The 26,191-nt window shown below is 60.0% G+C and carries 22 protein-coding genes and 3 pseudogenes; 13 read left to right on the top strand and 12 right to left on the bottom strand.

Features of this window, described 5'->3' with window-relative positions; genetic code table 11:
- The first annotated feature begins 17 nt into the window (after positions 1-17).
- From Q8X51_RS20030 to Q8X51_RS19985, 10 genes are all read left to right on the top strand, one after another.
- Entirely contained in the window at positions 18-590 is a 573-nt protein-coding gene (locus Q8X51_RS20030) for a cupin domain-containing protein (protein ID WP_065939499.1), read from the top strand.
- Positions 587-1,579 carry a fumarylacetoacetate hydrolase family protein gene (locus Q8X51_RS20025; RefSeq protein ID WP_407694630.1) on the top strand — a complete coding sequence of 331 codons (993 nt, stop codon included), beginning with the start codon at positions 587-589 and terminating at the stop codon, positions 1,577-1,579. Before Q8X51_RS20030 ends, Q8X51_RS20025 begins: the two co-directional genes overlap by 4 nt.
- On the top strand, positions 1,570-2,577 hold the full coding sequence (locus Q8X51_RS20020) for an NAD-dependent epimerase/dehydratase family protein (RefSeq protein ID WP_407694629.1): 1,008 nt from the start codon (positions 1,570-1,572) through the stop codon (positions 2,575-2,577). Before Q8X51_RS20025 ends, Q8X51_RS20020 begins: the two co-directional genes overlap by 10 nt.
- Entirely contained in the window at positions 2,564-3,349 is a 786-nt protein-coding gene (locus Q8X51_RS20015; RefSeq protein WP_065939502.1) for a cyclase family protein, read from the top strand. The genes Q8X51_RS20020 and Q8X51_RS20015 overlap by 14 nt, the downstream gene beginning before the upstream one ends.
- Positions 3,346-4,077: a FadR/GntR family transcriptional regulator gene (locus Q8X51_RS20010; RefSeq protein ID WP_027603329.1), complete on the top strand. Its 732-nt coding sequence runs from the start codon at positions 3,346-3,348 to the stop codon at positions 4,075-4,077. Before Q8X51_RS20015 ends, Q8X51_RS20010 begins: the two co-directional genes overlap by 4 nt.
- On the top strand, positions 4,074-5,024 hold the full coding sequence (locus Q8X51_RS20005) for a LysR family transcriptional regulator (RefSeq protein WP_235865574.1): 951 nt from the start codon (positions 4,074-4,076) through the stop codon (positions 5,022-5,024). Before Q8X51_RS20010 ends, Q8X51_RS20005 begins: the two co-directional genes overlap by 4 nt.
- 99 nt (positions 5,025-5,123) lie before the next feature.
- Entirely contained in the window at positions 5,124-6,134 is a 1,011-nt protein-coding gene (locus tag Q8X51_RS20000) for an ornithine cyclodeaminase family protein (protein ID WP_065947812.1), read from the top strand.
- 28 nt (positions 6,135-6,162) lie between these two features.
- Positions 6,163-7,179: a dihydrodipicolinate synthase family protein gene (locus Q8X51_RS19995; protein WP_053121680.1), complete on the top strand. Its 1,017-nt coding sequence runs from the start codon at positions 6,163-6,165 to the stop codon at positions 7,177-7,179.
- Positions 7,180-7,195: 16 nt separating this feature from the next.
- The gene (locus Q8X51_RS19990) at positions 7,196-8,665 is read left to right on the top strand and encodes an NAD-dependent succinate-semialdehyde dehydrogenase (protein WP_065926059.1); all 1,470 of its coding nucleotides are present in this window, start codon (positions 7,196-7,198) and stop codon (positions 8,663-8,665) included.
- Between the two features lie 315 nt (positions 8,666-8,980).
- Complete coding sequence (locus Q8X51_RS19985) at positions 8,981-10,114, top strand: FAD-dependent oxidoreductase (protein ID WP_083221216.1); 1,134 nt, start codon at positions 8,981-8,983, stop codon at positions 10,112-10,114.
- 44 nt (positions 10,115-10,158) lie between these two features.
- Here the strand turns inward: Q8X51_RS19985 and Q8X51_RS19980 are convergent, their stop codons facing one another.
- The 10 genes from Q8X51_RS19980 to Q8X51_RS19935 form a co-directional block, all read right to left on the bottom strand.
- Positions 10,159-10,893, bottom strand: a complete 735-nt coding sequence (locus Q8X51_RS19980; RefSeq protein WP_407694628.1) for an EthD domain-containing protein — start codon at positions 10,891-10,893, stop codon at positions 10,159-10,161.
- A 303-nt stretch (positions 10,894-11,196) separates the two neighbouring features.
- Positions 11,197-12,195 (bottom strand): helix-turn-helix domain-containing protein, encoded by a 999-nt coding sequence (locus Q8X51_RS19975; protein WP_065926061.1) that lies wholly within the window; start codon positions 12,193-12,195, stop codon positions 11,197-11,199.
- A gap of 89 nt (positions 12,196-12,284) precedes the next feature.
- On the bottom strand, positions 12,285-13,763 hold the full coding sequence (locus tag Q8X51_RS19970) for an aldehyde dehydrogenase family protein (protein WP_407694627.1): 1,479 nt from the start codon (positions 13,761-13,763) through the stop codon (positions 12,285-12,287).
- Between the two features lie 74 nt (positions 13,764-13,837).
- Positions 13,838-14,686, bottom strand: a complete 849-nt coding sequence (locus tag Q8X51_RS19965; RefSeq protein WP_407694626.1) for a VOC family protein — start codon at positions 14,684-14,686, stop codon at positions 13,838-13,840.
- Positions 14,687-14,709: 23 nt separating this feature from the next.
- Positions 14,710-16,356, bottom strand: a complete 1,647-nt coding sequence (locus Q8X51_RS19960; RefSeq protein ID WP_407694625.1) for a bifunctional 3-(3-hydroxy-phenyl)propionate/3-hydroxycinnamic acid hydroxylase — start codon at positions 16,354-16,356, stop codon at positions 14,710-14,712.
- A 21-nt stretch (positions 16,357-16,377) separates the two neighbouring features.
- Positions 16,378-17,199 (bottom strand): IclR family transcriptional regulator, encoded by an 822-nt coding sequence (locus Q8X51_RS19955; RefSeq protein WP_065926065.1) that lies wholly within the window; start codon positions 17,197-17,199, stop codon positions 16,378-16,380.
- A gap of 2 nt (positions 17,200-17,201) precedes the next feature.
- Positions 17,202-18,053, bottom strand: a complete 852-nt coding sequence (locus Q8X51_RS19950; protein ID WP_407694624.1) for a fumarylacetoacetate hydrolase family protein — start codon at positions 18,051-18,053, stop codon at positions 17,202-17,204.
- Positions 18,054-18,398: 345 nt separating this feature from the next.
- Positions 18,399-19,847, bottom strand: a complete 1,449-nt coding sequence (locus Q8X51_RS19945) for a carotenoid oxygenase family protein (protein WP_407694623.1) — start codon at positions 19,845-19,847, stop codon at positions 18,399-18,401.
- 48 nt (positions 19,848-19,895) lie between these two features.
- On the bottom strand, positions 19,896-21,077 hold the full coding sequence (locus Q8X51_RS19940) for an MFS transporter (RefSeq protein ID WP_065947808.1): 1,182 nt from the start codon (positions 21,075-21,077) through the stop codon (positions 19,896-19,898).
- A 55-nt stretch (positions 21,078-21,132) separates the two neighbouring features.
- Positions 21,133-22,125, bottom strand: a complete 993-nt coding sequence (locus Q8X51_RS19935; protein WP_407694622.1) for a SphA family protein — start codon at positions 22,123-22,125, stop codon at positions 21,133-21,135.
- Positions 22,126-22,264: 139 nt separating this feature from the next.
- Between Q8X51_RS19935 and Q8X51_RS19930 the strand changes: the two are divergent.
- The 3 pseudogenes from Q8X51_RS19930 to Q8X51_RS19920 form a co-directional block, all read left to right on the top strand.
- Positions 22,265-22,399: pseudogene (locus tag Q8X51_RS19930) on the top strand (methyl-accepting chemotaxis protein); the annotation flags it as partial.
- A 271-nt stretch (positions 22,400-22,670) separates the two neighbouring features.
- Positions 22,671-23,180 (top strand): annotated as a pseudogene (locus Q8X51_RS19925) (MCP four helix bundle domain-containing protein); the annotation flags it as partial.
- 609 nt (positions 23,181-23,789) lie between these two features.
- Positions 23,790-24,311, top strand: a pseudogene (locus Q8X51_RS19920) (methyl-accepting chemotaxis protein); the annotation flags it as partial.
- A 252-nt stretch (positions 24,312-24,563) separates the two neighbouring features.
- On the opposite strand, the gene Q8X51_RS19915 reads toward Q8X51_RS19920, so the two are convergent.
- Both Q8X51_RS19915 and Q8X51_RS19910 read right to left on the bottom strand, forming a co-directional pair.
- Positions 24,564-25,052 carry a GNAT family N-acetyltransferase gene (locus Q8X51_RS19915; protein ID WP_074845701.1) on the bottom strand — a complete coding sequence of 163 codons (489 nt, stop codon included), beginning with the start codon at positions 25,050-25,052 and terminating at the stop codon, positions 24,564-24,566.
- A gap of 144 nt (positions 25,053-25,196) precedes the next feature.
- On the bottom strand, positions 25,197-26,099 hold the full coding sequence (locus tag Q8X51_RS19910; protein ID WP_065947806.1) for a LysR substrate-binding domain-containing protein: 903 nt from the start codon (positions 26,097-26,099) through the stop codon (positions 25,197-25,199).
- Positions 26,100-26,191 lie beyond the last annotated feature (92 nt).

Below are 26,191 nucleotides of genomic sequence, written 5' to 3'. Positions count from 1 at the left end.
TGATTGAGGAGTCGGACATGCAACAACTTCCTGGTTTCAAACGCGTGGTCACCGGGCACGATGCCCAGGGCCAGGCGGTGGTCGCGCTCAGCGGACCGACGCCCAATAGCTTCCCGCTCAAGGCCGTGCCTGGCACGGTCTTCCATGAGATCTGGAGCAGTGGCGCCAGCCCGGCCGTGCTGGATAACGGCGACGACCCCACCCGCAAGCCGCTTCAATTGAGTCCGGCACCCCTGGGCAGCGTCATTCGCGTGGTGGATATCCCGCCCGACAGCATGCAGAACCAAATCAGCGCCGAGGATGCCGCGGCGGCCTTTGTCGAAATTGGCCAGGCCCATGCCGGCACGGGGCAGGCGGATTCCAAACACAAGCTGATGCACCGCACCGAAACGCTCGATTACGGCGTGGTCACGGAGGGGGAGGTGTGGCTGGTGCTCGATGGCGAGGAAGTGCATCTCAAGCGCGGTGACATCGTCGTGCAGCGCGGCACCAACCACGCTTGGAGCAATCGCACCGAGCAGATGGCGCGCATGTTGTTCGTGCTGCTCGATGGCCGCTTCGCCCCCGAGCTGCAAGGAGAACCGGCATGAAGCTCAGCACCCTGAAAGATCACAGCCGCGACGGTCGCCTCTTGGTCGTGTCGCGCGACCTGGCCTGGGCGGTGGAGGCCAGCGATATCGCCGCGACGCTGCGGGAGGCTATCGAGCATTGGCCGAGCGTCGAAACGGCTTTGCGCATGCGGTATGACGCCTTGAACGAAGGCACGCTGACCGGGGCCTTCGCCTTTGATCCGCAGCGAGCCGCCGCGCCCTTGCCACGTGCCTGGCAGTGGCTGGACGCTTCGTCTTTCCTCAGTCATGGCGAGCGCATGCAGAAGGCGTTCGCGCTGGATCCGATCGAAGGTGTTGAACACACGCCGCTGATGTACCAGGGCTGTGGCGATGACTTTCTGGGCGCTCACGACGACATCGTGCTGCCCAGTGAAAGCCACGGTATCGATTTTGAAGGTGAATTCGCGGTGTTGGTCGATGAGGTCCCCATGGGCTGCTCGGCGCTGGACGCCGTTGACCATATTCGGCTCATCGTGCAAATCAACGATGTCAGCTTGCGTGCGCTCGCCCCTCGGGAAATGAAGACCGGCTTCGGTTTTATCCAGGCCAAATCCTCGTCAAGTTTTGCCCCGGTGGCGATCACCCCCGACGAGTTGGGCGAGGCCTGGCGCGACGGGCGTGTGCACTTGCCGCTGAGGGTCGAATGGAATGGCCAGTGGTTCGGTAATGCCCACGGTGGCGCCATGCATTTCGGCTTTCATCAATTGATCACCCATGCGGCGCTGACCCGGCGACTCAGGGCCGGCTGCGTGATCGGTTCCGGCACCGTTTCCAATGCCGATCCCACGGTGGGCGCGGCCTGCATCGCCGAGCGTCGTGCCGTTGAGATGATTGAGCACGGCGCGCCACAGACGTCCTTCATGCGCTTTGGCGACCGCGTGCGCATGGAGGTCTTCGATCTGCAAGGGCAGTCGGTGTTCGGGGCGATAGACCAGTGCATCGTGCGCGGAGGCCTCCCATGCGCGTAATGATTACCGGGGCCAATGGTTTTGTCGGCCGGGCGTTGGTGAAACGATTGCTCCAAACCAATGAGTTGCGAGGCCGGTCGATCAGCGCGTTGATATTACTGGACAAGGAATTGGTGGGGTTTGCTGAGGATAAGCGCCTGCGCCGGCATTGCGGCAGTGTCACCGACGCCGCGTTATTGCGCCGGGCCTTGGCCGATGGCATCGATGTGGTCTTTCACTTGGTCAGCATCCCGGGTGGCGCGGCCGAGCAGCGCTATTCACTGGGCTATCAGGTCAACCTGCTGGCAAGCCTGGAGTTGCTTGACCAGTTGCGCGAGCAGCCTGGTACGCCGGTGCTGGTGTATGCCAGCAGCGTGGCGGTGTACGGCGGCGACCTGCCGGCTCGCATGGATGAGCGTGCCGTGCCGCACCCGCAGTTGAGTTACGGTGCGCACAAGGCAATGGTGGAAATGGCGATCAATGACCTTGCCCGACGGGGCGAGGTGGACGGTCGTGCCGTGCGCCTGCCCGGCATCGTCGCCCGTCCACGTGAACCCAATGGGCTGCGCTCGGCGTTCATGAGCGATCTACTTTACGCCTTCGCTCAAGGTGAACCGTATTGCTGCCCGGTGTCGCCGCAGGCGCAGGCGTGGTGGATGTCCGTGCGGTGTTGCGTGGATAACCTGCTGCGGGCCGCCGAATTGCCGGCGGCCGAGCTCGGCGCGTCACGTGTCTGGCAACTGCCGCTGTTGCACCTGTCCATTGCCCAGGTCATCGATGCCCTGGCCGCAGCCTACGGCCAGGAACGCCGCGCGCTGATCAGCTTCGCGCCGGATGCCGGGCTGCAAGCGTTGTTCGGCAACTTCCCTGCAATGAAAACCCCTCTGGCCCGCGCCCTTGGCTTTCGCCATGACGGCTCTGCCGGCGCCTTGATACGAAACAGTTTGAACGCTGCTGCCCCGGCGCGTCGTATGCGTGGACGGGTGGCGCTTGGAGTGACTGATCATGCAAACAGCTAAACGCCGCCTCGTGGACCTGTCCGTCACCCTGGACAACAACCCCTACACCGATCCACCGCCGTTGCTGCCGAAAATCGACTACATGGACCATCAGCAAGGCTGGCCGGAGATGGCCGCGATGTTTCCCGGCCTGTCCAAGGCGCAACTGCCTGGCGACGAATCCTGGGCGGCCGAGCGCCTGCAGATCACCACGCACAGCGGTACGCACATGGACGCCCCTTGGCACTACGCCTCGACCACGGACGGTGGCAAGCCGGCGTTTGGCATCGACGAGTTGCCGCTGGACTGGTGCCTGCAACCCGGCGTCAAACTGGACTTTCGTCATTTGCCGGATGGCCATGTGGTCAGCGCTGCCCAAGTGCAAGCAGAGCTGGAGCGTATTGGCCATATTCTACGGCCGCTGGACATTGTCCTGGTCAATACCCGTGCCGGCGCGCTGTTTGGCCAGCCTGGGTACCTGGACGCCGGGGTTGGCATCGGCCGTGAGGCCACGTTGTACTTGTTGGAACGCGGCGTGCGCGTGGTGGGCACCGATGCCTGGAGCTGGGACGCGCCGTTCAAGTACACACGCGAACGCTTCGCCGCCACAGGCGACGCCTCGATCATCTGGGAAGGGCACAAGGCCGGACGCGACATCGGTTACGGCCAGATGGAGAAGCTGGCCAACCTGGAATGCCTGCCGGCCCATGGTTTCCAGGTGTCCTGCTTCCCCTACAAGATCAGGCACGCTTCGGCCGGTTTCGTCCGCGCCGTAGCGATTTTCGAGGAATGAGCGTGCCGGCTGCCGGTGGGAAAAAGCGCGCTAGCCTGTCCCAGGGGCTTGAGGCGCTGCTGTCGGAGCACATTATCGAGGGACGGCTGCGTGGCGGTGAACAGTTGCCCACCGAGTCGGCCCTGATGCTGGAGCATGGCGTCAGCAGGACCGTGGTGCGCGAGGCCATGTCGCGTCTACAGGCCGGGGGAATGGTCGAGACACGCCACGGCATAGGGACCTTTGTATGCGGTAGCGCCCTGTCGTTGGGGGCCTTCATCGACCCGGAGACGATCGGTCTCATCACCGATTCGCTGGCGATCATGGAGTTTCGGATCGGTCTTGAGGTCGAAGCCGCCGGGCTCGCGGCCCAGCGACGCAACACGGATCAGTTGACGGGGTTGCGGGCACTTCTCGATCAGCTCGGGCAGCCGGATGTCAGCGTCAATGATCGGGCGGCGTTGGATTTTCAATTCCATTTGGGCATTGCCCAGGCGACCGGCAACCCCTACATCGCCAGCACACTGCTCAACCTGGGCGAGGTCATCATCCCCCGCAGCCGACTGGATTCTGCGCGTCTGTTTCACGATGAGCCTTTGCATTACGAACAGCGCATGCAAAGCGAGCACGAGCAGATTTACCAGGCGATCTTCCATCAGGACACTGAGTGTGCGCGTGCCGCGATGCGCCTGCATCTCCAGGACAGTCGCGAATACTTGCACCAGGCCCGCCAAGAGTTGATGACATGACGGAGAACCAGAGCTACCCGGTGCCGGACATGGCCACGCAGCCTACTGCCACGGCGCTCACCATCATCGATCCCCGCTGGACTTTGTTCGTCCGGGTCGTGGCGGCTGGCAGTCTCAGCAAAGCGGCCGTACTACTGGACATGCCGCAGTCCATGGTGAGTCGCAATATTGCCCTGCTCGAATCGCAATGTGGCGAACGCCTGTTCCATCGCAACGGACGTGGGGTGGTTCTGACCGAATTTGGCGAGCAGTTGCTGCCCTGTATATCGGATCTTCTGGCGAACGCTGAAAGCCTTGTCGATGACATTCGCAACCTGCGTGGAAAGCCGGTGGGGGAGGTAGTTGTGGGCATGTTGCCTTCCGCGGTGCGCCGGTTTGCGGGGACGCTCTTTTCTGCGGTGCGCGCGCAGATGCCCGGGGTGAGATTGCACCTGATCGAGGGCGCCAGTGCTCAACTCGAAGAGCAGTTGCACGATGGTCGTCTGGATATGGCGCTGGTGCTGCGCGAGAGCGAGGCGAGCGTCGGCCAAGCTCATCTGTTGGCCAGGCTACCGCTGCACCTGGTAGGACCCGTCGCCGATCCTCTGCTCGGAAATCGAGATATTGCGCTGGAAAATCTATCTGGGTTGCCATTGGTCGTGCCTGGGCGGCCGCATCTGCTGAGGGCCAGGCTCGATCATTTGGCTGCGGAGCAAGGCGTGGAACTGTGCGTGGCCGTGGAAGCCGACTCGGTCCAGCTCCAGTACGAAGTCGTCGCGGCAGGCGGAGGCTATGCGATTGCCTCGGTGTTGCCGGGCTCACTGGATCAACGACTTATTTCATCGCGCATTATAGAGCCCGTGTTGGAGCGCTTTGTCGTGCTGGTCGAATCGCCCCGGCGCCCCTTGACCCGTGCTTCCCGTGAAGTGCGACGGCTGATTTGCAATCTGTCCATGCCATCGATTTAAGCGATAGCTGCTTTGCATCCCCAGCAGTATTCGGTGGGGGGCGCGCCTCGTAGGGTGTCAGTCAACCAACGACTGATCCCCGATTGCGAGGTTTGCGCCATGCATCACGCCCAAGAACTCCAAGTCATTGCCCCGACGCTTTTTCTCAGTGACGCCGATGTGGCCTCGCTCGCCGACTGGAGCACCGCCGTCGCCGCGCTCGCCGAGGCGTATGCACGCCCTGCATCGGATGCCATGGTGCCGCCTCGCTCCATGGCCCGGGGCGATGGCATCTGGCTGCGCAGTTTGACTGCCGTACCTCCGGCTGGCGGCCATATGGGCTGCAAGTTGATCGCAGCCTCCATGCGGGCGCGCTGCGCCAGCTACCTGATTGCGTTGTTCGATCAGAAAACCATGGCGCTCAGTGCCCTGATCGACGGCAACCGGGTGACGGGTTTGCGCACCGCGGCAACCGCTGCGCTGGCAGTCGATTTACTGGCGCCCAAGCGCGCGCTGCGGGTGGGGGTGATTGGCTCGGGGTTTGAGGCCCGTGGCGCATTGGACTGCCTCAAGTCCGTGCGCGATGTGGCGCATGTCCGGGTATTCAGTCCAACGCCCGCTAGCCGCGAGCGTTTTGCCGAGAGCTTCAGGCCAGGGCTGGAGATCCAAGCGGTGAACAGCGCGCAAGAAGCTGTGCAGGATTGCGACGTGGTGATTTGTGCCGCCCGCAGTCGTGACGAATCTCCGGTCCTGCAAGGCGCTTGGCTTTGCCCGGGGGCCACGGTTGTGTCGTTGGGTTCCACCTTGCCTGAGCAACGGGAAGTTGACCCGGTCACGATGGAGCGAGCCGTCTGCATCGTCGCCGATATGCCGCAAGAGGTGCTTCACGATACCGGTGACGCCATTGCGGCGATCAGTGCCGGCGTTTATGTCGCCGACAAATTGGTCGCGCTGTCGGACCTCGTCGCGGGCCGTGTCATACCGCGCCAGCACGCAAGCGACATCGTTCTCTACAAGTCTGTTGGCTCGGCGCTGCAGGACGTCGTCATCGCCCAAGCGCTGTACGAGCGCGCCCGGCAACAAGGCCTCGGCATCGAGTTGCCCGCCAGCATTGTCCCTGTCTCGAAATAACCCCTCCACTGTTCGAAGGAAAATCATCATGGCCACATACAAGAAAGCAGATGCCCGTGCCTGGGCGCGGGAAAACCTGGTGGGCTGCTCGGCGGTCACCATTCCAAGTTTTAGCGCCGATCTGAAGCGACTCAACGAACGTGGCATTCGCCACGACATTGAACATACGGTCGGCCTGGGCTACAGCGCCACGTTGCTGTGCAGCGAACTGGCGATCTCTCCCCAGGAGAACGCGCAGTTCACCGCCTGGGCCCGTGAGTCGGGGAAAAACCTGATCCTGTTCTTCCACGCGGCTTTTGGCACGCTTGCCGAGAATATCGAGGCGGTGAAGCTTGCCGAGAATGCCGGTGCCGACATCGTCCTGCTCTCCTATCCGCCGCAGTTCTGGCCGACCAGCGAGCAGGAAATCTACGACTACACCAAGTCGTTCTGCGACGCGACGGACCTTGCCGTCATGCTCTTCCCGATTCCGCTCTGGGGCTTCGAGCGCGTGCATCCGGCGGGGATGTCGTTGGAGTTGGTTCGTCGGCTGTTGGCCGATTGCCCGAATATCGCGGCCATCAAGTCCGAGCAAGGGTTCCCGCTGCCGGCGGGCATTTGTGAGATGTATTACCACTTCCGTGATCAGGTGGTGATCAGTTGCCCGATCGAAGGCGACGCAATCCCCTTGATGAGCCTGATGAAGTTGCAGTTTTCCGGCACCAGCAACACCGCCTGGATGAGCGACTACTACCCGAAAGCTTTCGAACTGGCACGCACGGGCCGCTTTGAAGAGGCGATGGAACTGTACTGGAAGGTCAATCCGGCACGCAGCGCCAACGGCGCCGCCGCGCAAAGCTATGCCGGCGGCACTGGTGTGCTCAATCGCACGATGTGGAAATACCAGGACTGGCTCGCCGGCTTCAACGGCGGCCCACTGCGTGCCCCGGCGATGCGCGTGCCGGATCGCTTCATGAAGTCGCTGCGTCAAGGGTTGGTTGCGTCGGGGTTGCCGGTGACTTCGGATCCTGACAGCGCCTTCATGATCGGGCGTCATCCGTGCTGATCAGGAGGGTTGCACAGTGAAGCATTTACTTAAAGATCCCACGCTGTGGCGTGACGGTGCCTATATCGCCGGTGAGTGGCTGACCGAGACGCCGCACGGTCACTACACGCTGCGTAATCCGGTGGACCAAACGGTGCTGGCCGAGTTGCCGCGTTGTCGTGAAACTGAAGTTCGGCACGCCATCGACGCGGCGAATGAGGCCTTTGGCCCATGGCGTCGCCTGACGGCCAAACGCCGTGGCGAGGTGTTGCGCCGCTGGTATGAGTTGATGGTTGAACATCGGGAGGACCTTGCCACGCTGATTACCCTGGAGGAGGGCAAGCCACTGGAGGAGGCGCGGGGTGAAGTCGATTACGCGGCGTCTTTTGTGCGCTGGTTTGGCGAGGAAGCCACACGGGTGCGCGGTGATCTGATTCCGGGCGTAAAGGACACTCAGCGCATCGTGGTCCTGCGCGAACCCATCGGCGTCTGCGCGGCGATCACGCCCTGGAATTTCCCCGCTGCGATGATTACACGCAAGGCCGCTCCGGCCCTCGCGGCCGGTTGCACGATGGTGGTGAAACCGGCCAGCCAGACACCGCTGACCGCGCTGGCACTCGCCGAACTGGCGCAGCGCGCTGGCGTGCCCGCCGGCGTTTTCAGTGTGATCACTGGCAACGACACCCGCGACATTGCCGGTGAGCTTACGGCCAACCCGCTGGTGCGCAAGCTCACCTTCACGGGGTCCACGGAAGTGGGCCGGCTGCTGCTGGCGCAAGCGGCGCAGACGGTCAAGAAATGCTCCATGGAGTTGGGCGGCAACGCCCCGTTCATTGTCTTCGATGATGCTGATCTGGATGCTGCGGCTGACGGGGTGATGTTGGCCAAGTTTCGCAATGGTGGACAGTCCTGTATCGGCGCGAATCGGGTGCTGGTGCAGTCCGCGGTTTATGACGCACTGGCCGAACGCATCGTCGAGCGCATGGCACGCCTGAAGCTGGGCAATGGTCTGGAGCCGGGTGTACAAGTCGGGCCGTTGATCGATGACGCGGCGGTACGAAAATCCCAGGCGCTGGTTGATGATGCGCTGGCCCAAGGCGCTCGACTGCTGTCTGGCGGCAAGCCCCATGCGCTGGGCGGGTGTTTTTTCGAGCCCACCTTGTTGGCTGATGTGACCCATGGGATGCGGGTTGCTCGTGAGGAGATCTTCGGCCCGGTCATGCCGCTGGTGCGTTTCGACACGGATGACCAAGCCATTGCCATGGCCAACGACAGCGAGTTTGGCCTGGCCGCGTATCTGTTCAGCCGTGACGCGGCGCGTATCTGGCGCAACGCCGCGCGCATCGAGTCGGGCATGGTGGGCATCAACTGTGGCTTGATTTCAAATGAGGTCGCACCTTTCGGTGGCGTGAAGCAGAGCGGTCTTGGGCGAGAGGGATCTCACCTGGGAATAGACGAGTTCCTAGAGGTTAAATACCTCTGCTGGGATGGCTTGGAAAGCGTGTAAACAACCGTCGTTAAAGGCCGGTGGACGGCGGTTCGTGTGAGCCGTCGTTCATCGGCTTTTGTATTTGTTCTGCCGCAAAGGCAGGCACTCCGAGTAATGCCCCCGGCTTACCTGCGAGACCCATCGCCGCCAGCGATACCTCGGATTGTGCAAAGCGATTTCAGCCCTGATAGCCGATTCGATAGTCTCGTGGCTGATCCGGCATTTTTCGTCGGCATTCCATGTTGCTGCGGCATTGACGCAATGACGCCGCAGCGCTCGTTGGTGCGCCATGCAATGTCTGCCCGAGTGAATAAGAATAATTAGGAGAGCGTGATGATTGCAGCAGTCAACAAGGTCCTGGTGATCGGGGGAGGGTTCTCCGGTATGACCGCGGCTATCCAGCTCGCCCGCCAGGGCGTCGAAGTGGACCTCGTCGAAATCGATCCATTGTGGTGTCCTTTGGGAGCGGGGATTACGCTCAGTGGGCCCACGCTGCGAGCGCTTGATACGGTTGGGATTTTGGAAAGGGTCGCCGGGGAAGGGTACCTGTCGACCAATTTCGATGTGTTTTCACCGGTGGGCGACCTGATCGTGCAATTGGCGCTTCGACCGCCGGTCAGCGATAAGCCGATTCCCTGTGGTGGCGGCATCCTGCGCCCGGTACTGGCTCGAATATTTGCCGACAGGACGCGGGAAGTGGGGACCCGTGTGCGCCTGGGCATCACCTACGACAGCGTCATCGAGCATGATGATGGCATTGATGTGTCTTTCACCGACGGGACCACTGAACGCTATGACCTGGTCGTCGCCGCTGACGGCGTGCATTCGCGCACGCGAAAGGAGTTTTTCCCGGAAGCACCCTCGCCAAAACCCATTCATCAGAGCGTCTGGCGCGCGGTGCTGAAGCGTCCGCCGGAAATCGTGCGCCCCACTCATTGGCTGGGTAGCACCAAGGTTGGCGTCAATCCAATCTCCGAAACGCACATGTACATGTTCCTCATGGAAAGCCGCGAGTTTTCCGAGTGGATCGACCCGGCCAGTTGGCCGGGTGAAATGGCGCGCCTGTTGAGTGAGTTCCCAGCTCCGATCCTGCAAACGCTGGTGCCGCAACTGTACGAGGCGGACGCCAATATCGACTATCGTCCGCTGTCCAATCTGTTGGTGCCGTTGCCCTGGCACAAGGGCCGAATCGTGCTGATCGGAGACACGGTGCATGCCACCACACCGCACCTGGCTTCCGGGGCTGGCATCGGTATTGAGAGCGCCATCGTGCTTGCCGAAGAGTTGCTCGGCAATAGCAATCTACAGACGGCCCTGAGCCGGTTCGAAACGCGGCGCTGGGAGCGTTGCCAACTCGTGGTCGAGAACTCCGCGCGTCTGTGCGAGATAGAGAAAAGTGGCGGGGACAAGGAAGAGCATGCGCAGATCATGCGTGAGTCCACTGCGACGCTGGCTGAGCCTATCTGATTGATTGCGACCCTGCTGGATGAGAAGGGTCGCGCTTCTGGTCGTTAGGAGCAGTGATCGAAAATAACGACCTCTTTGACGTAAGCGAAAAAAGACGCCGACGTCAGCGCCACGCCGTCCTCGGCAAGTTTTTGAAACAGCGCTCGCTGATACTGCCGAAAGGTCGAAAAATCCGCTTCATTTTCAAACCACAGGCTAGAGGCGCCTTCGTATACGGCGATGTTTGGCCCGAAATAGGCCGTCACCTTGTCACCCTCGGGCAGATACCGGGAGCGAACATACCGGCGTAGGGCGTTCTGGAAGTCGGGCTGTTCGCGGGTAATGCTCTCGTGAGCTGCGTCCCAAGCGTCGAAAAAACGATTGAGCGCCATGGATGGATTTTTCTTCAGCAGGATCATCACTTTCCATGGGAGAGGCGCTGTAGCGGTGCTAGCCGTCTCCGCTTCATCCATCAATTGAGCGAGCTGCTCGGAAAGGTCAGCGAAGTTCTTTGCATCAGGGCCCACGGTTTGCTGGGTATAGGGATCGCTGAAGGTGCGAATCAAGCCTGGCACGTCTTCAAAAAACAGCTCCGTAATGGAGTCTTTGTGGAAGGACTGTGCGTAGGCACTGTCGGCGTCAACCCCGAAAGCCGCGTCGATGACATGGTTCTGCACGTACCGTTTGACGCCTAACGGTTTGGCTTTAGCGATTTCTCCGTGGGTGTGCTCTACATAGTTTATAAACTCGGCATGCGTCATTCCGGGTTTTCTGCGTACAGCGGCTAGGATTTTGATCATGAGGCGTTCTCGCTATTGGCAGGGTGAAGGGCGCCTGAACCTTAAATGCACTTCATGCTGTTGTAATTCATCTGATTGTTTTTCAACACCAAAATATAAGGCCAGGTTTAACCCGCAAACCAATCGGTATTCGTGCTGGTAGGTATCGCGCAATAACATGCTTGACCAGCCTTGAGTCAGCTTTGGATTTTGAGCGTTTTGTATGAGCCGATTTGGCGGTGAATCTATGGCAAAGAAAATTAACCGCGAGCAAGCTCAGCCCCCACAGGGGATATCGTGAACCCAGATGAATTGGAAACTGGCTCAAGCCGCTGTTGATTTCTCCCGACTGCCGCTCGCAGTGTCGCGGAACAGTCTGGGCGACATGCCGAACGTCGATTTGAAATGCCGGCTGAAGTGGGAGCTGCTGCCATAGCCCCAAGCGTAGGCGATCTCGGTGAGCGAGCGATGAGCATGTTCCCGATTGCGCAGGTCTTCGGCGCAACGTGACAGGCGCCGCTGCCAGATGTACTCGCTGACACTGCACCCCAGCTCATCCTGGAAGGCGCGGTGCAGGCTGCGTACCGAGCACTGTTCGGCGTTGGCGATGCGTTCGATGGTCAGGTCGCGGTCGGCCAGGTGGCGCTCGATGTACGCTTTGAGGCGGTTCTGCTTGAAGAAGCGGAAGTCGTGTTCGAGTTGCTTTTCTTCCTGCTTGTTCTTCAGCGCGTTATCCAGTAGCCCGGTGATGCTGTCGCCGATCAGCCCGGCCGAATGGTTGTTCAGCAAGGGGTATTGGTTGTAGGCATCGCTGATCAGGTGCATGAGCATCCGCCCCAGTCCATTGCGACCGTTAAGATGCATGTCGGCGGTTTGCGCGAGCTGCCCGGATGCCCCCTGGAACAGCAGGATGAAGTGTTCGCAACCTTGCATGCTGGTCACGTTGAAAGGTTTGCCGCAGTCGACCAAGAGCATTTCGTCAGGGGCCAGCACGCTACTTTGCTGGCCCTGCTCGAAGTGACTGACACCAGCCACCTGCATGATCAACATACGCGGCGTATCGAGGGCATCAATCGCTTTGCTCAGGTGGCGCGAATATCGATGGGCGCTGGCGGTCATTCGACAGAAACGCAACTGGCCCAGGTCCCCGTACTCCAGCCGACCCTGGAAGTTGCTGTCATGCAACGGGTCGATGAACGTCGATTCCAGCCGTTTTATATAGTCCGGCGTACGCCCCAGGTGATCGCTCATGAACTCTTTCCATTTCATCAAGCGGTCGGAGCGAACAACCTGATCGGTGGACACGCAGGCTAAATGGTTCATTTTTCGCCTCTATTTATTATTGTTTTTCTGACGGATCGGGCTAAGGGGTCGATTTGCCCGATCCGGGTGTGATCAAGGGTGCCAAAGACTCAGAACGGGTAGTGATGGCCTCCGGGCTGCCAGGTCACCCAATGGGCACGGGTAAACTCATCCAGGGCATAGTGACCGTTGAAGCGACCGAGGCCGGAATTCTTTTCACCACCGAACGGGGCATTGGGTTGGTCATCGACGGTGATGTCGTTGATATGGGTCATGCCCGCCACAATGCTCCGGGCGAAATTCAAGCCGCGGGCCATGTCCCGGGTGAACACGGCGCTGGAGAGGCCATACTCGCTGGCGTTCGCTAACGCCAATGCATGGGTTTCGTTTTCTGCGACCAGCAGCGGCAGCAGGGGGCCGAACGTTTCATCGCGGGCCAGTTCCTGATCGACTCCCACTTCACCGAACACATGGGCGGGCAGCACCAGCCCGGATGCCGGGCCGCCGCAAAGCTGCTTGAGGCCAGCACTCCGGGCACCGTCGAGCTTACGCAGCAGGCCATCGAGCTGGCTCTGATTGACCACTGGCCCGATCACCGTGTCGGCCTTGGTCGGATCGCCCGTCTTGAGGTTGCGCACGCGCTCCACCACCAGCGCTGCGAAATCGGCATACAGCGAGCGGTCGACGATCACCCGGTTGACGCTCATGCAGATCTGGCCCTGGTGCAGGAAACGCCCGACCACCGCAGCGTGCGCCGCAACTTCAATGTCGGCGTCATCCAGCACCACCAGCGGCGCGTTGCCGCCCAGTTCCAGGGCCACGCGCTTGATGTGTTTGCCACCGGTGGCAATACGACCGACATTGCGTCCCACATCCGTCGAACCGGTGAAGGAAATCAGGCTCGGCACCGGGTGCTCGACAAAGGCATCGCCGATTTCCGAGCCGGCGCCGACCACGACGTTGAGCGAGCCCTCGGGGAAGCCGGCTTCTTCGAACAGGTGGGCAATCAGCAGGCCGCCGGTCACCGCTGTGTCGCTGGCGGGCTTGAGCACGATCGTGTTGCCCAGGGCGAGTGCCGGCACCACCGAGCGCATGCTCAGGTACAGCGGGAAATTCCATGGGCTGATCACGCCCACCACACCCAAGGGCTCACGGAAGACAAAACTCTGTTCGCCGGGCTTGTAGCTGGTCAGGATTCGACCTTCAACCTGCATCGGCATCGTCGTGCATTCACGCACCAGGTTCAGCGTGAATTGCCATTCCATGCTCGCCTTGATCCGGGTGCTGCCGGACTCGTCGATCAGCCAGTCGATGATCTCTTCGCGGCGGTTCTGGATGACTTGGGCGAGCTTTTCAAGTTGAGCGCTGCGCTGGGTGGGGTGCAGTTGTGCCCACGCGGCCTGCGCCTGCTGCGCCGCCTGATAGGCGTCGTCGAGATCGGCAATCGAGGCCAGGGGCATCTCCAGCAATTGTTCGCCATTGAAGGGATTGCGGTCGTCCAGGCGGCGTGCGGAGCGCCCTGCACGCCAGGTACCGTTGATGTATTGGTTGCCGTTGATGGCGTAGGGCCCGAGCGGTTGAGTCGTCATGGTCTTTTACCTTTGGAGGCAGGTGGTCGCCTCGTTTAGAAATTAAGGGGGCAAACGCCGATGGGGAAAACTGCTCAGCTCCTGATCCAGGCGCGGCCCCAGGAATTGAGGGTGTATTCCTCCTGTGCCCAGACACCGGGCTGGCGGCTGGCATCGGTGACTTCGAGCTCCGCCGAGAACTCCAGGCGGTTGCGATCGGCATCGACCACCATGAAGAACAGGTTGTTGCCAGGCCCATGTCGGCCAGGGCCGAAGAAAATGGTGATGCGCTCCTTGGCGAAACGATCCCCCCAGTCACGGATGTCATTCCACTCGTTGGTTTCGTAACAGTGGTGGTCCCACTCGTTTTTCGAGCCGCGGAAAAACGCCAAGGTGTGGTGTTCGTCGTCCGAGCGCAGGAAGCACGTCGTGAGTTGGCCGGTCTGCTCGTCCACGACATTGTCCGAAACGGTAAAGCCCACCGTGTTGACGTAGAAATCAATCATGGCTTCCAGCTCCGTGGTCTGGAACACCACGTGCTGCAAGCGACCCGGCATGCCTGGGTGAGGGGCGTGGAGGGCAGGGGGAGCGACGCCAAATATCGTTTGCCGGCCCTGGGGGTCGCGGATCAGGAACGCCCCCGGCTCAAGCAGCGGCGAGTTGGTCTCTTCGATCACGCAGCCATTGCCGAGCAGGCGAACCCGCAGTTCTTGCAGTCGAGGTTGGCTTCCCAAGTCGAACGCTGCCGCGAGCAGGCCGCTGTGGTCGGCGGGGGAAACGAGCATGGCGCGTTGCGGGCCGCTGAGCATCCAGCTGCCATCGGCTTGCGCCTGGCTGTCCATGTCCAGCATCCGCCGATAGAAATCGATTTGCCGTTGCGCGTCCTTGCTCGCCAGGTGCAGGTAGCACAGGCGTGCAGGTGTGGAAGTCTGGAGTGTTTGCATAACCACCTCTGTGCTTGAAGGTTTTAGTGAAAGACGGGCGCGCTGCTCGGTTCGATTTCGCTGTTGTGGGGCATGGCGATGCCGAACAGTGACTGCAGCGATTCTGCGGCCTGGGTCTCGGTCGCCTTGTCGAAAATCGCCGCGATGTAGCGATCCGGGCGCAGCAGCAGAAACGGGTGGGAATCGCCCAGCAGGGTTTTGAGCTGGCCTTCACGGTCTTGAAGCACCATGCAGCCCGGGATCGACGGTATGGCATGGACGGACGCGGGCAGGATCAGGATGCGTCTGGCTTCAAGGTGGCTCCAGAGATCATGCTTGAGTTCATCGATACGCTGGCGGGTCGGGTCGCCGTATTGAATCAAGGCGAAGCCGGCGCCGATGGTGTCATCGAGCAGGCGTTCCTGGCCGTGGGCATCGGTGAGCTTCGGTTGGGGGAACATCTGTCCGCAGGACAAGGTGCCTGCTTGCCCCTCGGTCAGCACCAGGCCCCGGGTGAAGCGGGGTTTGGGCTTGAAGCGCATTTGCAGGAAATAATCGCGCAACGGCGGCAACAGGCCGATCAAGGCGAATGCGCCACTGATCAAGCGAGCGCGCAGGACGGTGGCCGGTGCCATGACCACGCCGAGGTTCAAGGCCAACTTGATCAATGCCCACGCATGATCACGACGCTCGCTTTCGTATGACAGCAGTGCGCTTTCCGCCATTTTTCCCTTCAGCACGCCGACCAGCTTCCAGCCCAGGTTGTGGGCATCGCGAACGCCGCTGTTCATGCCTTGCCCGGCATAGGGCGGGGTCAGGTGCGCAGCGTCGCCGGCGAGAAATACCCGTTGCACCTGCCACTGCTCGGCGACCCGGGCATGGAAGGTGTAGACCGTCTTGCGCACGATGGAAACCGGCGTGTCTCCCTTGAACGGGCGCAGCAATGCTTGCAGGCAGGTTTCGTCGAGCACCTGTTCGTCCGTTTCATCGGGCTTGAGCAGGAACTCGAATCGGCGCGTACGGTGAGGGCCGGGCACCTCCACCACCGGACGCCTGGCGTCGCAATACACTCGGGTTTGCCAGAAGGGGTCGTCGTCCTGGTCGGTATCGACCACCAGCCAGCGTGAGGAGAAGCTCGAACCGACCATCTCGATCCCGAGTTGCTTGCGCACCGGACTACGCCCGCCGTCGCATGCCACCAGGTAAGCCGCGTGGACTTCCATCAGTTGCCCTTCGGCGTCACGCACCAGCGCGCACACGCTGTGTGGGTCCTGGGTGAATTCCACCAGCTCGTGGCTGAACCGAGCCGTCAGGCTGGCAAAACGTTCAAGGCCTAGCCTGAGGGTGTTTTCAAAAAGTGGTTGGCGAAACGCGTTGCGCTTGGGGAAGCCATACAGCTTTCCGGTCGGCTCGACCTTGCCGAAGCAGCGACCGCCGGGCCGGGTGAAGTAATGCACGCCGTAGCCGGGCACGACATCACGCAGCACGGCAGCATCCAGCCCGATGGCCTGCATGGTGCGCAAGGACTCATCATCGATTGAAACCGCCCGTGGCTCGGTAACCGTGCCCGGCTTGCGGTCGATGATCAGGGTGTCCACATCGGCTTGGCCGAGCAGGTTGGCCAGGGTCAGCCCGGTAGGACCGGCGCCGATGATCAGGACCTGGGTGTTGATGCGTTTGAGGGTTGTCATTGTTATTCCCTTCCGGATGGCTCAGCCCAATGGCTTGGCGCGGTTGGCGAGCGCAGCCATGCGTTGCGACAGATCCTGGGCCAGGGCAAGGATCTGCTGTCCTTGTGTCTCCTCCTGGGCACTGTCGCGTTCTCGCACCGGGCGCACGCAACTGATGCTGCCAACGACCTTGCCATCGCCGTCGAAGATCGGCGCGGCCAGGCCATAGACGCCCGCGTCGACTTCACCTGCGCTGGCCACATAGCCTTGGCGACGCAGTTGCTGCAACGAACGACGGAACTGTTCCCAGGTCTGGCCCAGTTGACTGGCACGCGCCTCTTCGGGGTGGTCGAGAAACAGCTGGCTGTGTTGACGCGAGGTCATGTTGGCGAGGATCGCCTTGGACGTCGCACCCAGGAACAACGGCCTGGGCGAACCACGGGAATAGCTAACCTCGCTGAACAAGTCCCCGTGCTGGTGAATGCATACGACCTGGTCCTTGAACAGCCGGCAGATCAGCCAGACCTGTTGTTCGCTCCACTGTGGGAAGTTGGGCTCAAGCGCTTGTGCGGCGCGCAAGAGGGGGTCGCTCAGGCGCAACTGGCGGTCCCAGGTAATGATCCGTGCGCCCAGGGCATAACGCCCGGCTTCGACCTGGAACAATAGATTGGCCTCGGCCAATTCGCGCACGTAGCGGTAGATCGTCGAACGGGTAAAACCCAAGGCGCCGCCCATGTCGTCCACCGCCCAGATCGGGCTCTGTTCGGTGAACAGGTCGAGTACCCGCAACATGCGCTCCAGGCTCGAGCCTTTGCTGTCGCCATCCTGCTCGGGCAGGTGTTCAGGGGTGTGTAGGTTTTCCATGTTCATTGCTCGTCCACGATGCTGTTGCGCAGGGTGCCGATTCGAGCGATTTCGACCTCGACCTGATCGCCCGGCTTCATCCATACCGGCGGCTCGCGGAACGCACCGACGCCGCCGGTGGTGCCGGTGACAATCACGTCACCCGGGGCCAGTTCAGTGAAGGTGGAGCAGTACTCGATCAGCTGGCGCACATCGAAAATCATGTCGCTGGTGCGGGTGTGCTGCATCACCTCGCCATTGAGGCGGGTGGTCAATTCCAGGTCCTGTGGATCGCCGATCTCGTCGCCGGTCACCAGCCAGGGGCCGAAACCGCCGGTATTCGGGAAGTTCTTGCCGGGGACGAACTGAATGGTGTGCTTCTGCCAGTCGCGGACACTACCGTCGTTGTAGCAGGCATACCCGGCCACGTAGTCCAGCGCTTCGGCATGTTTGACGTGGCGGGCCACTTTACCGATCACCACCGCCAACTCGCCCTCGAAATCAAGCTTGTGGGACGCGGTCGGGCGAACGATGGGTTGCAGGTGGGCAGTCTGGCTGTCGGCGAAGCGGGTAAAGATCATCGGATAGGTCGGCATTTCCCGACCGGTTTCGCGCACGTGAGTGGCGTAGTTGATGCCGATGCACAGCACTTTGCCCGGGTTCGGGATCACCGGCAGGAACGTCACTTCAGCAAGGGGGATACGCGGCAGGCTTGCCAGGCGCGCAGCGCTCAGTTCGTTCAGACGGTTCTGGCCGATAGCCTGTTTTAGATCGCTGCCAAGGGTTGGCTTGAGCGATTCCAGGTCGATGATTTGATCACCTTCGACCACGCCGTAGCTGCTACGGCCCTGGACAATAAAGCTTGTGAGTTTCATGGAGGCTCCTAGGAAGAGGGAGGGTGCAATGAGGGTTAATCTAATCGTGCTATAAAATCCTGTAAAGTGGGATTTATACAAAAATCCTAAAATATGGAATTTATGTGTTTTTTGCGCGACTGTCCCTTTGGCGGACTTGGGGAGCAAAGGGCGGGGAGGCAGGCAGCCACCGTAGATGGCAGGGGCCGCGAGAGGTGCGCAAAAGGCTCTAAACCTGTGGGAGCGAGCTTACTCGCGATGAGGTCAGCCAGTTCAATACTCATGTAATTGAACCGCCGCCATCGCGAGAAAGCTCGCTCCCACAGGGATTGTGCTTAATTGACGGATATCAGGGCCTGATGCCAATCAATCGCTTGGTGCCCAGCAGCCATGCAGCGACATGCGCATCCGGAAGGGAATCCTGATGCGGGCAATGGGGCCGCTGGCCATGTCACGGGTGTCCAGCACGACCAGTTCGCTGCGCCCTTCGGCAATGAGGTTGAGCATGGCAACCACGTAGCCATCGGCTTCCTCTGCATCCGCCGAGCGCGGTATGAAGATGGGTTCCTGGAAGCATCCGCTGTCGCCGGGAAACCAGGCGTCGGTGCGACCTGTCTGCAGGTCCAGGTGCGCCAGCAGGTTGAAAAACTGGAAGGGAATCGGCCCATTCGCCGGGTTGTAAGGACGCTCAGGATCAAAGGCGAGCAGAAAACCATGCTGGTACTTTCGACCGATGTAGCGATCATCACACCGTGGAAACTCGCAGGGATATTCCGTCAGTGGCTGCGGTTGAACGTTCTCCTGCGCGCCATTCAGGTCGAAGGTCCAGCGCATCAGGCTGGCGGCCAGGGTTTCAGGCGGTGGTACGTAGCCGTCGGCCTGGGGGAAGAAGTAGAAGATGTTGCCGCCGGTGACGGGCATGTCGACATACACCTTGCCGTCCTCATCGAACGCATTCAGTGTGTGCCCCTGGAAGCCGTCCTTGGGCCCCTTGAACCAACGTACATCTTGCGCACACCCGTTACGCGGTACGACCGCGAACAGCTGAGGCAGATCGGGTTGCCACTGGAAATGCGGGCCGCCGTTTTTCATGCGCTCGACGTCCACCGTCAACGGAATCAACGGGAACACCACGTACCGTTCGGTCACCGCGAAATCATGCACCATCGCCGCATAAGGCGCCTGGAACCAGATCTCGTGCAGCAGTTTTCCGTCCGGAGAGAGTTCGAAGTAGGCCAGGTCTGGCGTGCCGTCGCCTTTGGCTTCATAACTGCAGGCCAGCAGGTTGCCTGTCACCGGATCGAGCTTGGGGTGGGCGGTGAACGTCGCGGCTTTGATCTGCCCATCAAAGGTCCATTCGCCGAGGGTCTCCAGGGTTTCGAGATCCATCGCCCAAGGCAGGGCATCTTCCTTGAGCGCCAACAGGACGCCGTTGTGAGGGATGACGGTGGTGTTGGCGGTGGTGTTGTTTTTCGCCGCGAGGGGGTCATTGGTGAAAGCGTTGCGATAAATACCATTGAGCGAGCGGCCTTCCCGGCGCTGGGCCAGCAGGCGATCGGTTTTCACGTAGCGGCGTCGCAGCGAGGCCTTACCGTTGGCAAAATGAAAGCGGCTAACCATGCCGTCACCGTTAAAAAAGATATCGGTGCCCAGCATGGGGGGATACTGCGGGTCTGGCGCGACTTGATAAAAAGTCCCGTGGATCGAAGCGGGAAGAATGCCTTCGATCTCCAGGTCAAACACGTCGGCTTCCACCCGGCTGGGTGTGTAGAGTGCGCCGCTAAACTCAGGTGTCTGAGGGTATTGAATGGTCATCTGGCAATCTCATCAGTGTGCGGTTTCATTCATTTGCAAGGTGCAGCGTCAGGCCGATTGTGCAGACATGGCCGGCCCGGAAGGTTTTACGCCGCGCCGAAAGCGGGCAACGACCAGGCACGAGATAATCAAGGCTAGCAAATAGGCGGAAGCGGCCAGCCACCCCACCGCCCGGAAGTGTCCCTCGCCGACGACCAGCGCAGCCCCGAATGGCCCCAGCCCCTGGCCGACGAAAATGGCGGCGTTACCCAGGCCCGCCAATCGACCGGAAGGGTCCAGTTCCGCCGCCATGGAAAGCAGGTAGGGCAGGCTGAAAAACCAGACCATATGAATCAAGCAGGCCGTGGTGATAAAGGCAACGGGGCTGGTGCCATAGACCATGATCAAGGTCGCCAGCAATGCCGTGCCGAAGCTCAACAGTTGCGGAAACAGCAGGCCCAGGCGCCGTCCGATCAGACCGGCCAGGCCGGCGCCAAGGGCACCGGCAAGAATGCTGCCGCCGAGGATGCCGCCAATCTGCTGGGGCTCCAGGCCGATGCTCTTGCCGATGCGTTCCTGGTACACCCACAGGGCCGAGTGACCGAAGAACAGCAGGGCAAACAGCAGGATCAACAGCATGGCGGTGAGACCGAATGGCTGGATCGAGCCATTGGCCGCGCGATGGGCGTCCGGGTAGCGCTTGGGCACTCTCCGGCAACCCAGCGCCGCGAGCACGCTGGTGATCGCCAACAGGGAAAACGCCCCATTCACGCCAAATGTTTGAAGGACCAGCGGCATGGAGGTCACCAGCAGCATGCCCCACAGCAGGTTGCCGATGTTGATGACCGCGAAGGTCGCATCCTTGGACGTGCGCAGCGCTGCGGTGGCATAGACCACCGCCATGACCGCGCCGCCGCTGGCGCCGCAGATCATCCTGGAAATGACCAGTCCGGCCTGGCTGTGCAGTTGTGTGCTGACCAGGTTACCCAATGCCAGGATCAACAAGGCCACCAGGGCGAAGCGGCGCCGGTCGACGCTCGCCATGAACAGGGCGCAGCCCCCGCAGGCGATGGCCATCGCCATGAGTTCCGCAGCGAAGATCGCGCCGATTGCATTGAGCGGCAGGCCGAGCTGGTCGATCAAGGCACCGCCCAGGATCGGCTGGATCTGCAGCGTCCCCAGGGAAATGACCATCATCAGGCAGATGGCGCCCAGTGATTTTTTGCTGTCGATGGAGTCGAGTGCGTTCATGAAGCATCACCTCAGGTAAAGAGCCCGCTCATGCGTGAGCCGGCCTACACGTCAATCAGAACTTGTGAACGTAGCGAACCTGCACCTGGTAATCCGCTCGGGAGCGATTCTCGACGCCGGTTTCTTTATAGGTGTTGAGCCAGAAGGCTTTGTCTTCGGTGATTTTCCAGAACAGGCCCGGGCCAAAGCCCAGCACCTTTTCCCGGGAGTCGGTTAGGGGGCTGCCGTTGACCTTGTCATCCGAAATCTGCCGGAAGTAGTAGCCGTTGATGCCGACCGAGACCTTCGGGAACACTTCGTACGAGGCGGTGAAGTTGGCCCATGCCGACTGTCCTGACTGGGTGTCGCGCACCGCTTGCCCTTCAAAGAACTGCTGCGAACTGCTCGCCGGATCGTCGTTCTTGAAGTTGTACAGATAGTTCAGCCTCCAGCTTACTTCCCAACGGGGTGCCGGCATCCAGGTCGCTGCCCAGTAGGGGTTCAGGGAGAAGTGGTTGGAGCCTGGGTTCAGGTCTTTGTCTTTGTCGTACTTGCCCGTTGGTAGAATGATGTCGAAGGCCATGCGCTGGACGAAAACCGGCCGGCCGCTGGCGTCGACGATCGGATCGAACTGGACCTGTGGCCCGACCGTGACATCGCCCATGCCGGTAGCGTTGTCCTTGGGCTTGGCACCGTTGTCACCGAAATCGCCGTCCAGGGAAACAACGGGGACCAGCAGGCTCCAACCCAGGTGTGCCCCTCCCGCGAAGGTGTCGGGTGAGTAGTAGCTCAGCTGATTGATCATCGTGATGACGTTGATCTTCGGGTCATCGAAGGCGCCGTTTTTCTTGCCGCCGTTGGTCCTGATGCTACTGGCGGTGCTGAACTTCAGGTAGGTCTGGTGAGTCAGCCCGGGTGGCCCCGCAAACCCGTCGTAGAAGCTGGTGCCGCCCAGGTTGATACCGCTGGGTTGGCTTACGGACGGTGGAGGAGGGCCGTCGGCTGCATGGGCGGCAAATGATGCGAAGCTGAGTGCCAGGCACGCTGGCAAAGATTTAGTCAGACTCATCGAAGTGGCTCTATTCTTGGAATTGTGAGCGGGGGAATGTCCCCTGGCACTTCGACTTTAAGTCCCGGTGGTGGGTGATGCTTGAGCGCAACGGCCAGAGTTGACTGAGCGTGCCATGATGGGGCGATGATCCCCAACACTCTTGGCGCTCAACGCGGCGATTGAGGCGGCGCGCGCGGGCGAAGCGGGCCGTGGCTTTGCGGTCGTTGCAGACGAAGTTCGCAAGCTCGCAACTCGCACGACTGAAGCAACCGAACAAGCTGCCGGGATGATTGCTCGCTAAGTACGGTTCCGGTGAAGCTCCTCAGGCGTGACGTTTACCCATACGCTCTCTGCCTTGGTACCTGCTGTCTAACTCGCGAGGCCCACTGTGAAGCATGCGCACGGCCATGATAGCTATGAGCTATCATGGCCGTGCGTATTACTAACTGGATGACCATTCTGCGTCTACGTATCGTGGAGGTATTAAGCGTGATGGGCTGGTAGCACCGTTCGCGTCTTCCAAATCAACACAGGCCTGTACAGGTCATGTTTCCGAGATTTCCATGAAGAAAACGCTTTCGTTGGCCACACGCATAGGGCTTAGTTTCGCGGCCATCCTGGCGCTGCTCATATTGATAACCACCATCGGCATTCACCGCGTTGCGTTCATTGACTCCACCTTGGGCGACGTAAGCGAAAATGCCGCAAAGGTGCAGCGCTACGCAATCAATTTCCGAGGCAGTGTCCATAACCGTGCCATCGCTATTCGGGATGCCGTGCTGGTAACGACTGATTTGGATTTGGCAAAACACTTATCGGAAGTCTCAGCCTTGGAAAAGGCCTACTCTGACTCGGCAGCTCCAATGGATCAGTTGTTCAAGGGCGCAAGCGTAACTGACGAGGAGGTTCGATTACTGAGCGCTATCAAGGACATCGAACAACAAACCCTTAACTCCACCAGAGCGGTAATCTCCCTGCGCCAGGCGGGTGACATACCAGGGGCTCAGGCGCTGCTGATGCGTCAAACGTCTTTGGATTACAGTGAGTGGCTCAAGCGCGTCAATGCATTGATCGACTACGAGGAAGCATCAATCAAGGCGAAGTTGGGCGCAGTGCAGGCAACCGCCAGCCAGTTCAGTACGCTGATGCTTATCGCGACAGGTATTGCCCTGCTGCTGAGCATCACGTTGTCGGCTGTACTTATTCGCTTTGTTACATCCACGCTGGGTGCTGAGCCCACAGACGTTGCATTGGCCATCGAGCGACTGGCAGCTGGTGATCTGAATCAAACGATTTCCACAGAGTATCCCGGCAGTGTCATGGGCGTCCTGAAAGACACGCTGGGCCATCTCGCAGAGACCATTCGTCAAGTACGTAAGGCGGCCCAAGAAGTCAATTACTCGGCCACCCAGTTGTCTGCCGCATCATCGGCTAATAATGAGCAGACCAGCTTGCAAACCCGCGAAGCCGAGCAGGTAGCCGCAGCCATCATGCAAATGGCGGCGACGGTTAATGAAGTATCCGGGTATGCCGCGCAGGCAGCTGATGCCTCCCGGTTGGCTGATACTGACGTGGGAAGTGGGAACAAATTGGTTGCAAGCACCACGGTTGCTATCGAACAGCTGGCATTAACCCTCGAGCAAACGACTGCTACCGTGAACCAGGTGTCCAAACATAGTGAAAATATTGCGTCAGTGATCGACGTAATCAACTCCATCGCCTCGCAAACCAATTTGCTTGCTTTGAACGCAGCTATCGAGGCTGCTAGAGCTGGCGAGCACGGGCGTGGATTTGCGGTGGTAGCGGACGAAGTACGTTCTTTGGCCAACCGGACACAGCAGTCGACCGAAGAAATTCGAGAGATGATCAGTACGTTGCAATCGGGTACCGAAACAGCATCTCAAACCATGCGCGATAGTTGTGAGTTGGCGAGCCAAACGGTCACACAAACACGCAGTGCGCAGGAGGCGTTGGCAAGGATCAGTGAGCAGGTTGCCGCTATCAGTCATATGAACGCCCAGATCGCGAGTGCCTCCGTGCAGCAGAGTAGCGTGACCGATGAGGTCGCTGAAAACATCAACCGCATTCATGGCTCGACGGTTGAGTCGGCCAATGGCGCGCGCCAAGTGGCAGCAGCCAGCATCGAGCTATCAGATTTAGCGGATCGTCTTATCGCTAAAGTGGCATTCTTCTCTGCGGCTTAGTGGATTCGACAGTTTTTCACAGCCGGACTGACGTTTATGCGCGACCGCTGGGCTACTCAGCAGGATGCTTCGACAAGAAGTAATAAATATCCTATCAAACCCCGTAACGCTTGTTTCCACCTGAGGTAATGCAGTACTTACCCCTTGATCCTTGTTGCACAGCGCTGCCCATTCAGCACTGATACAGCAGAACCAAAGCAACTGACTGAATACCTGAAAGCAGCTGCATTAAGCGGGCTTTCAAGGTGAGTATTATGCTCGGGCCGCTCTGCTGCGGGTCATATGGATGAGTGCTGATCTACGACTATCCAGGGAGATTCGCTCTTCGACAGCAAAGGGCAAGAAGCCTAGTTTTGGATAAAGCAGCAAGCCTGCTGTATTTTCATTGAAGCACGAGATCTGCACCTCTGTGGCGTCGTAGCGGTCGAACGCCAGAGCTGTCATCGTCTCCACGATGAAGGTCGCCACACCTTTACCTCGTGCCTCTTGGGCAACGATGACATTGCCGATACAGCAAACCCCACCCGTTTCAGCCCGATAGAAGTTAGCAAAGCCGACAACGCTGTTCCGGGTCTCGACAACCGTGGAGTCGAATCGTTGAGTAATAGCGTTAGACAGTTGAGCTTCAGTCAGAGGGTATTGAGCTTTCGGGAACATATAAAACAGTTCCCGAGCGTTCAGGGGAAAGCTACAGATAGTTTTGATGTCATCAGCCTTCACTGGCCTGTGTTGCAATATCATCGCGCGTCCTTGAGGTCTGTGTTTCCGGCATTTTAGCTCAACTAGATTTGCTCAAGCACCTTGCCTGATTACCGGGGGCATGCATCGATGCATACATAAAAACGTATGGGACAACCTGGTGGCAGGCCTGCAAAAGGAGGTTCCCTACGACTCAACCGTCGTTGCTTTCTTCGCTTCGTCCAGCATCCATTGAGCAAACGCTTGTATTGGCTCTCTGCTCAATGCGATGGGCTCGGGGAGGATGAGGCAGAAGGTTTTGGAAATGGTTTTCCCCTCTGGCCACGGAGCGACCAGACGTCCTAACGCCAGTTCAGTTTCAACGTAAAGACGCGGGACCAGCGCAACACCGAGGCCGGCCAATGCCGCCTCGATCAACATGCCGTGAAGATCGTAGCGCGCACCAATCGCTGGATTGGTAAGTGGGATCCCCGTTTCCAGGGAATAGCGCTGCCAGGCATCCGGGTTCTGCCGTCGGTGCAGGCGTGGAAGCATGTCCAGTGTTGCTGCTCCTGTGCTCTCTTGGAGCAATGCAGGATGACAAACAGGAACCAGCACTTCATGCAAAAGGTGGTGAGTCCGCATACCCGTCCACGCTGGGTGCTCGAAATGGATGGCAGCATCGAATCCGCTCCCGGCCAGGACGAAGGGGTCCATGCGCTCGGCCAAATGCACAGTGATGTTCGGATGCTTTTGCTGGAATCGTGTCAAGCGAGGAATGAGCCATCGCATCGCGAACGTCGGGATAGTGGCGATGTCCAGGCTCGCACCATCGTTCGGCTGCCCCATTAAGTACTGACTGTCCCGATCCAGGCGGTCCAGCGATTCGCGAACTTGGGCCGCGTAGCGTTCCCCGTTGGGCAGGAGCCGGACACGATTGCCGACTCGTTCGAATAGCGCGACACCGAGGAAGGCTTCCAGCCGGCCAATCTGGCGACTGATGGCGCCTTCAGTCAAAGACAGTTCTTCTGCCGCGCGCGCGAAGCTGCCGTGACGAGCGGCCGCTTCGAATGCTGTCAATGCCGTGCTGCTCGGGATCTTCTTTCGCATAAGCGTTCTCGGTCTAAGGGTGGTGATCCAGATAAGCTTGAGCTTTTATCACTGAAGCATACCGAAAAATCGCTTTATTCGTTGATGTCAAG

Origin of the sequence: Pseudomonas sp. Yb2C2 (assembly GCF_052112325.1) — a bacterium.
GTDB classification, from domain to species: domain Bacteria; phylum Pseudomonadota; class Gammaproteobacteria; order Pseudomonadales; family Pseudomonadaceae; genus Aquipseudomonas; species Aquipseudomonas marginalis.
This window is presented reverse-complemented; position numbering and strand designations above follow the sequence as displayed.

What these genes read in the sequence shown, in the direction of transcription:
- Q8X51_RS20030 (WP_065939499.1), top strand. Translation starts at nt 18, where the DNA reads ATGCAACAACTTCCTGGTTTCAAACGCGTGGTCACCGGGCACGATGCC.
- Q8X51_RS20025 (WP_407694630.1), top strand. Translation starts at nt 587, where the DNA reads ATGAAGCTCAGCACCCTGAAAGATCACAGCCGCGACGGTCGCCTCTTG.
- Q8X51_RS20020 (WP_407694629.1), top strand. Translation starts at nt 1,570, where the DNA reads ATGCGCGTAATGATTACCGGGGCCAATGGTTTTGTCGGCCGGGCGTTG.
- Q8X51_RS20015 (WP_065939502.1), top strand. Translation starts at nt 2,564, where the DNA reads ATGCAAACAGCTAAACGCCGCCTCGTGGACCTGTCCGTCACCCTGGAC.
- Q8X51_RS20010 (WP_027603329.1), top strand. Translation starts at nt 3,346, where the DNA reads ATGAGCGTGCCGGCTGCCGGTGGGAAAAAGCGCGCTAGCCTGTCCCAG.
- Q8X51_RS20005 (WP_235865574.1), top strand. Translation starts at nt 4,074, where the DNA reads ATGACGGAGAACCAGAGCTACCCGGTGCCGGACATGGCCACGCAGCCT.
- Q8X51_RS20000 (WP_065947812.1), top strand. Translation starts at nt 5,124, where the DNA reads ATGCATCACGCCCAAGAACTCCAAGTCATTGCCCCGACGCTTTTTCTC.
- Q8X51_RS19995 (WP_053121680.1), top strand. Translation starts at nt 6,163, where the DNA reads ATGGCCACATACAAGAAAGCAGATGCCCGTGCCTGGGCGCGGGAAAAC.
- Q8X51_RS19985 (WP_083221216.1), top strand. Translation starts at nt 8,981, where the DNA reads ATGATTGCAGCAGTCAACAAGGTCCTGGTGATCGGGGGAGGGTTCTCC.
- Q8X51_RS19980 (WP_407694628.1), bottom strand. Translation starts at nt 10,893, where the DNA reads ATGATCAAAATCCTAGCCGCTGTACGCAGAAAACCCGGAATGACGCAT.
- Q8X51_RS19975 (WP_065926061.1), bottom strand. Translation starts at nt 12,195, where the DNA reads ATGAACCATTTAGCCTGCGTGTCCACCGATCAGGTTGTTCGCTCCGAC.
- Q8X51_RS19970 (WP_407694627.1), bottom strand. Translation starts at nt 13,763, where the DNA reads ATGACGACTCAACCGCTCGGGCCCTACGCCATCAACGGCAACCAATAC.
- Q8X51_RS19965 (WP_407694626.1), bottom strand. Translation starts at nt 14,686, where the DNA reads ATGCAAACACTCCAGACTTCCACACCTGCACGCCTGTGCTACCTGCAC.
- Q8X51_RS19960 (WP_407694625.1), bottom strand. Translation starts at nt 16,356, where the DNA reads ATGACAACCCTCAAACGCATCAACACCCAGGTCCTGATCATCGGCGCC.
- Q8X51_RS19955 (WP_065926065.1), bottom strand. Translation starts at nt 17,199, where the DNA reads ATGGAAAACCTACACACCCCTGAACACCTGCCCGAGCAGGATGGCGAC.
- Q8X51_RS19950 (WP_407694624.1), bottom strand. Translation starts at nt 18,053, where the DNA reads ATGAAACTCACAAGCTTTATTGTCCAGGGCCGTAGCAGCTACGGCGTG.
- Q8X51_RS19945 (WP_407694623.1), bottom strand. Translation starts at nt 19,847, where the DNA reads ATGACCATTCAATACCCTCAGACACCTGAGTTTAGCGGCGCACTCTAC.
- Q8X51_RS19940 (WP_065947808.1), bottom strand. Translation starts at nt 21,077, where the DNA reads ATGAACGCACTCGACTCCATCGACAGCAAAAAATCACTGGGCGCCATC.
- Q8X51_RS19935 (WP_407694622.1), bottom strand. Translation starts at nt 22,125, where the DNA reads ATGAGTCTGACTAAATCTTTGCCAGCGTGCCTGGCACTCAGCTTCGCA.
- Q8X51_RS19915 (WP_074845701.1), bottom strand. Translation starts at nt 25,052, where the DNA reads ATGATATTGCAACACAGGCCAGTGAAGGCTGATGACATCAAAACTATC.
- Q8X51_RS19910 (WP_065947806.1), bottom strand. Translation starts at nt 26,099, where the DNA reads ATGCGAAAGAAGATCCCGAGCAGCACGGCATTGACAGCATTCGAAGCG.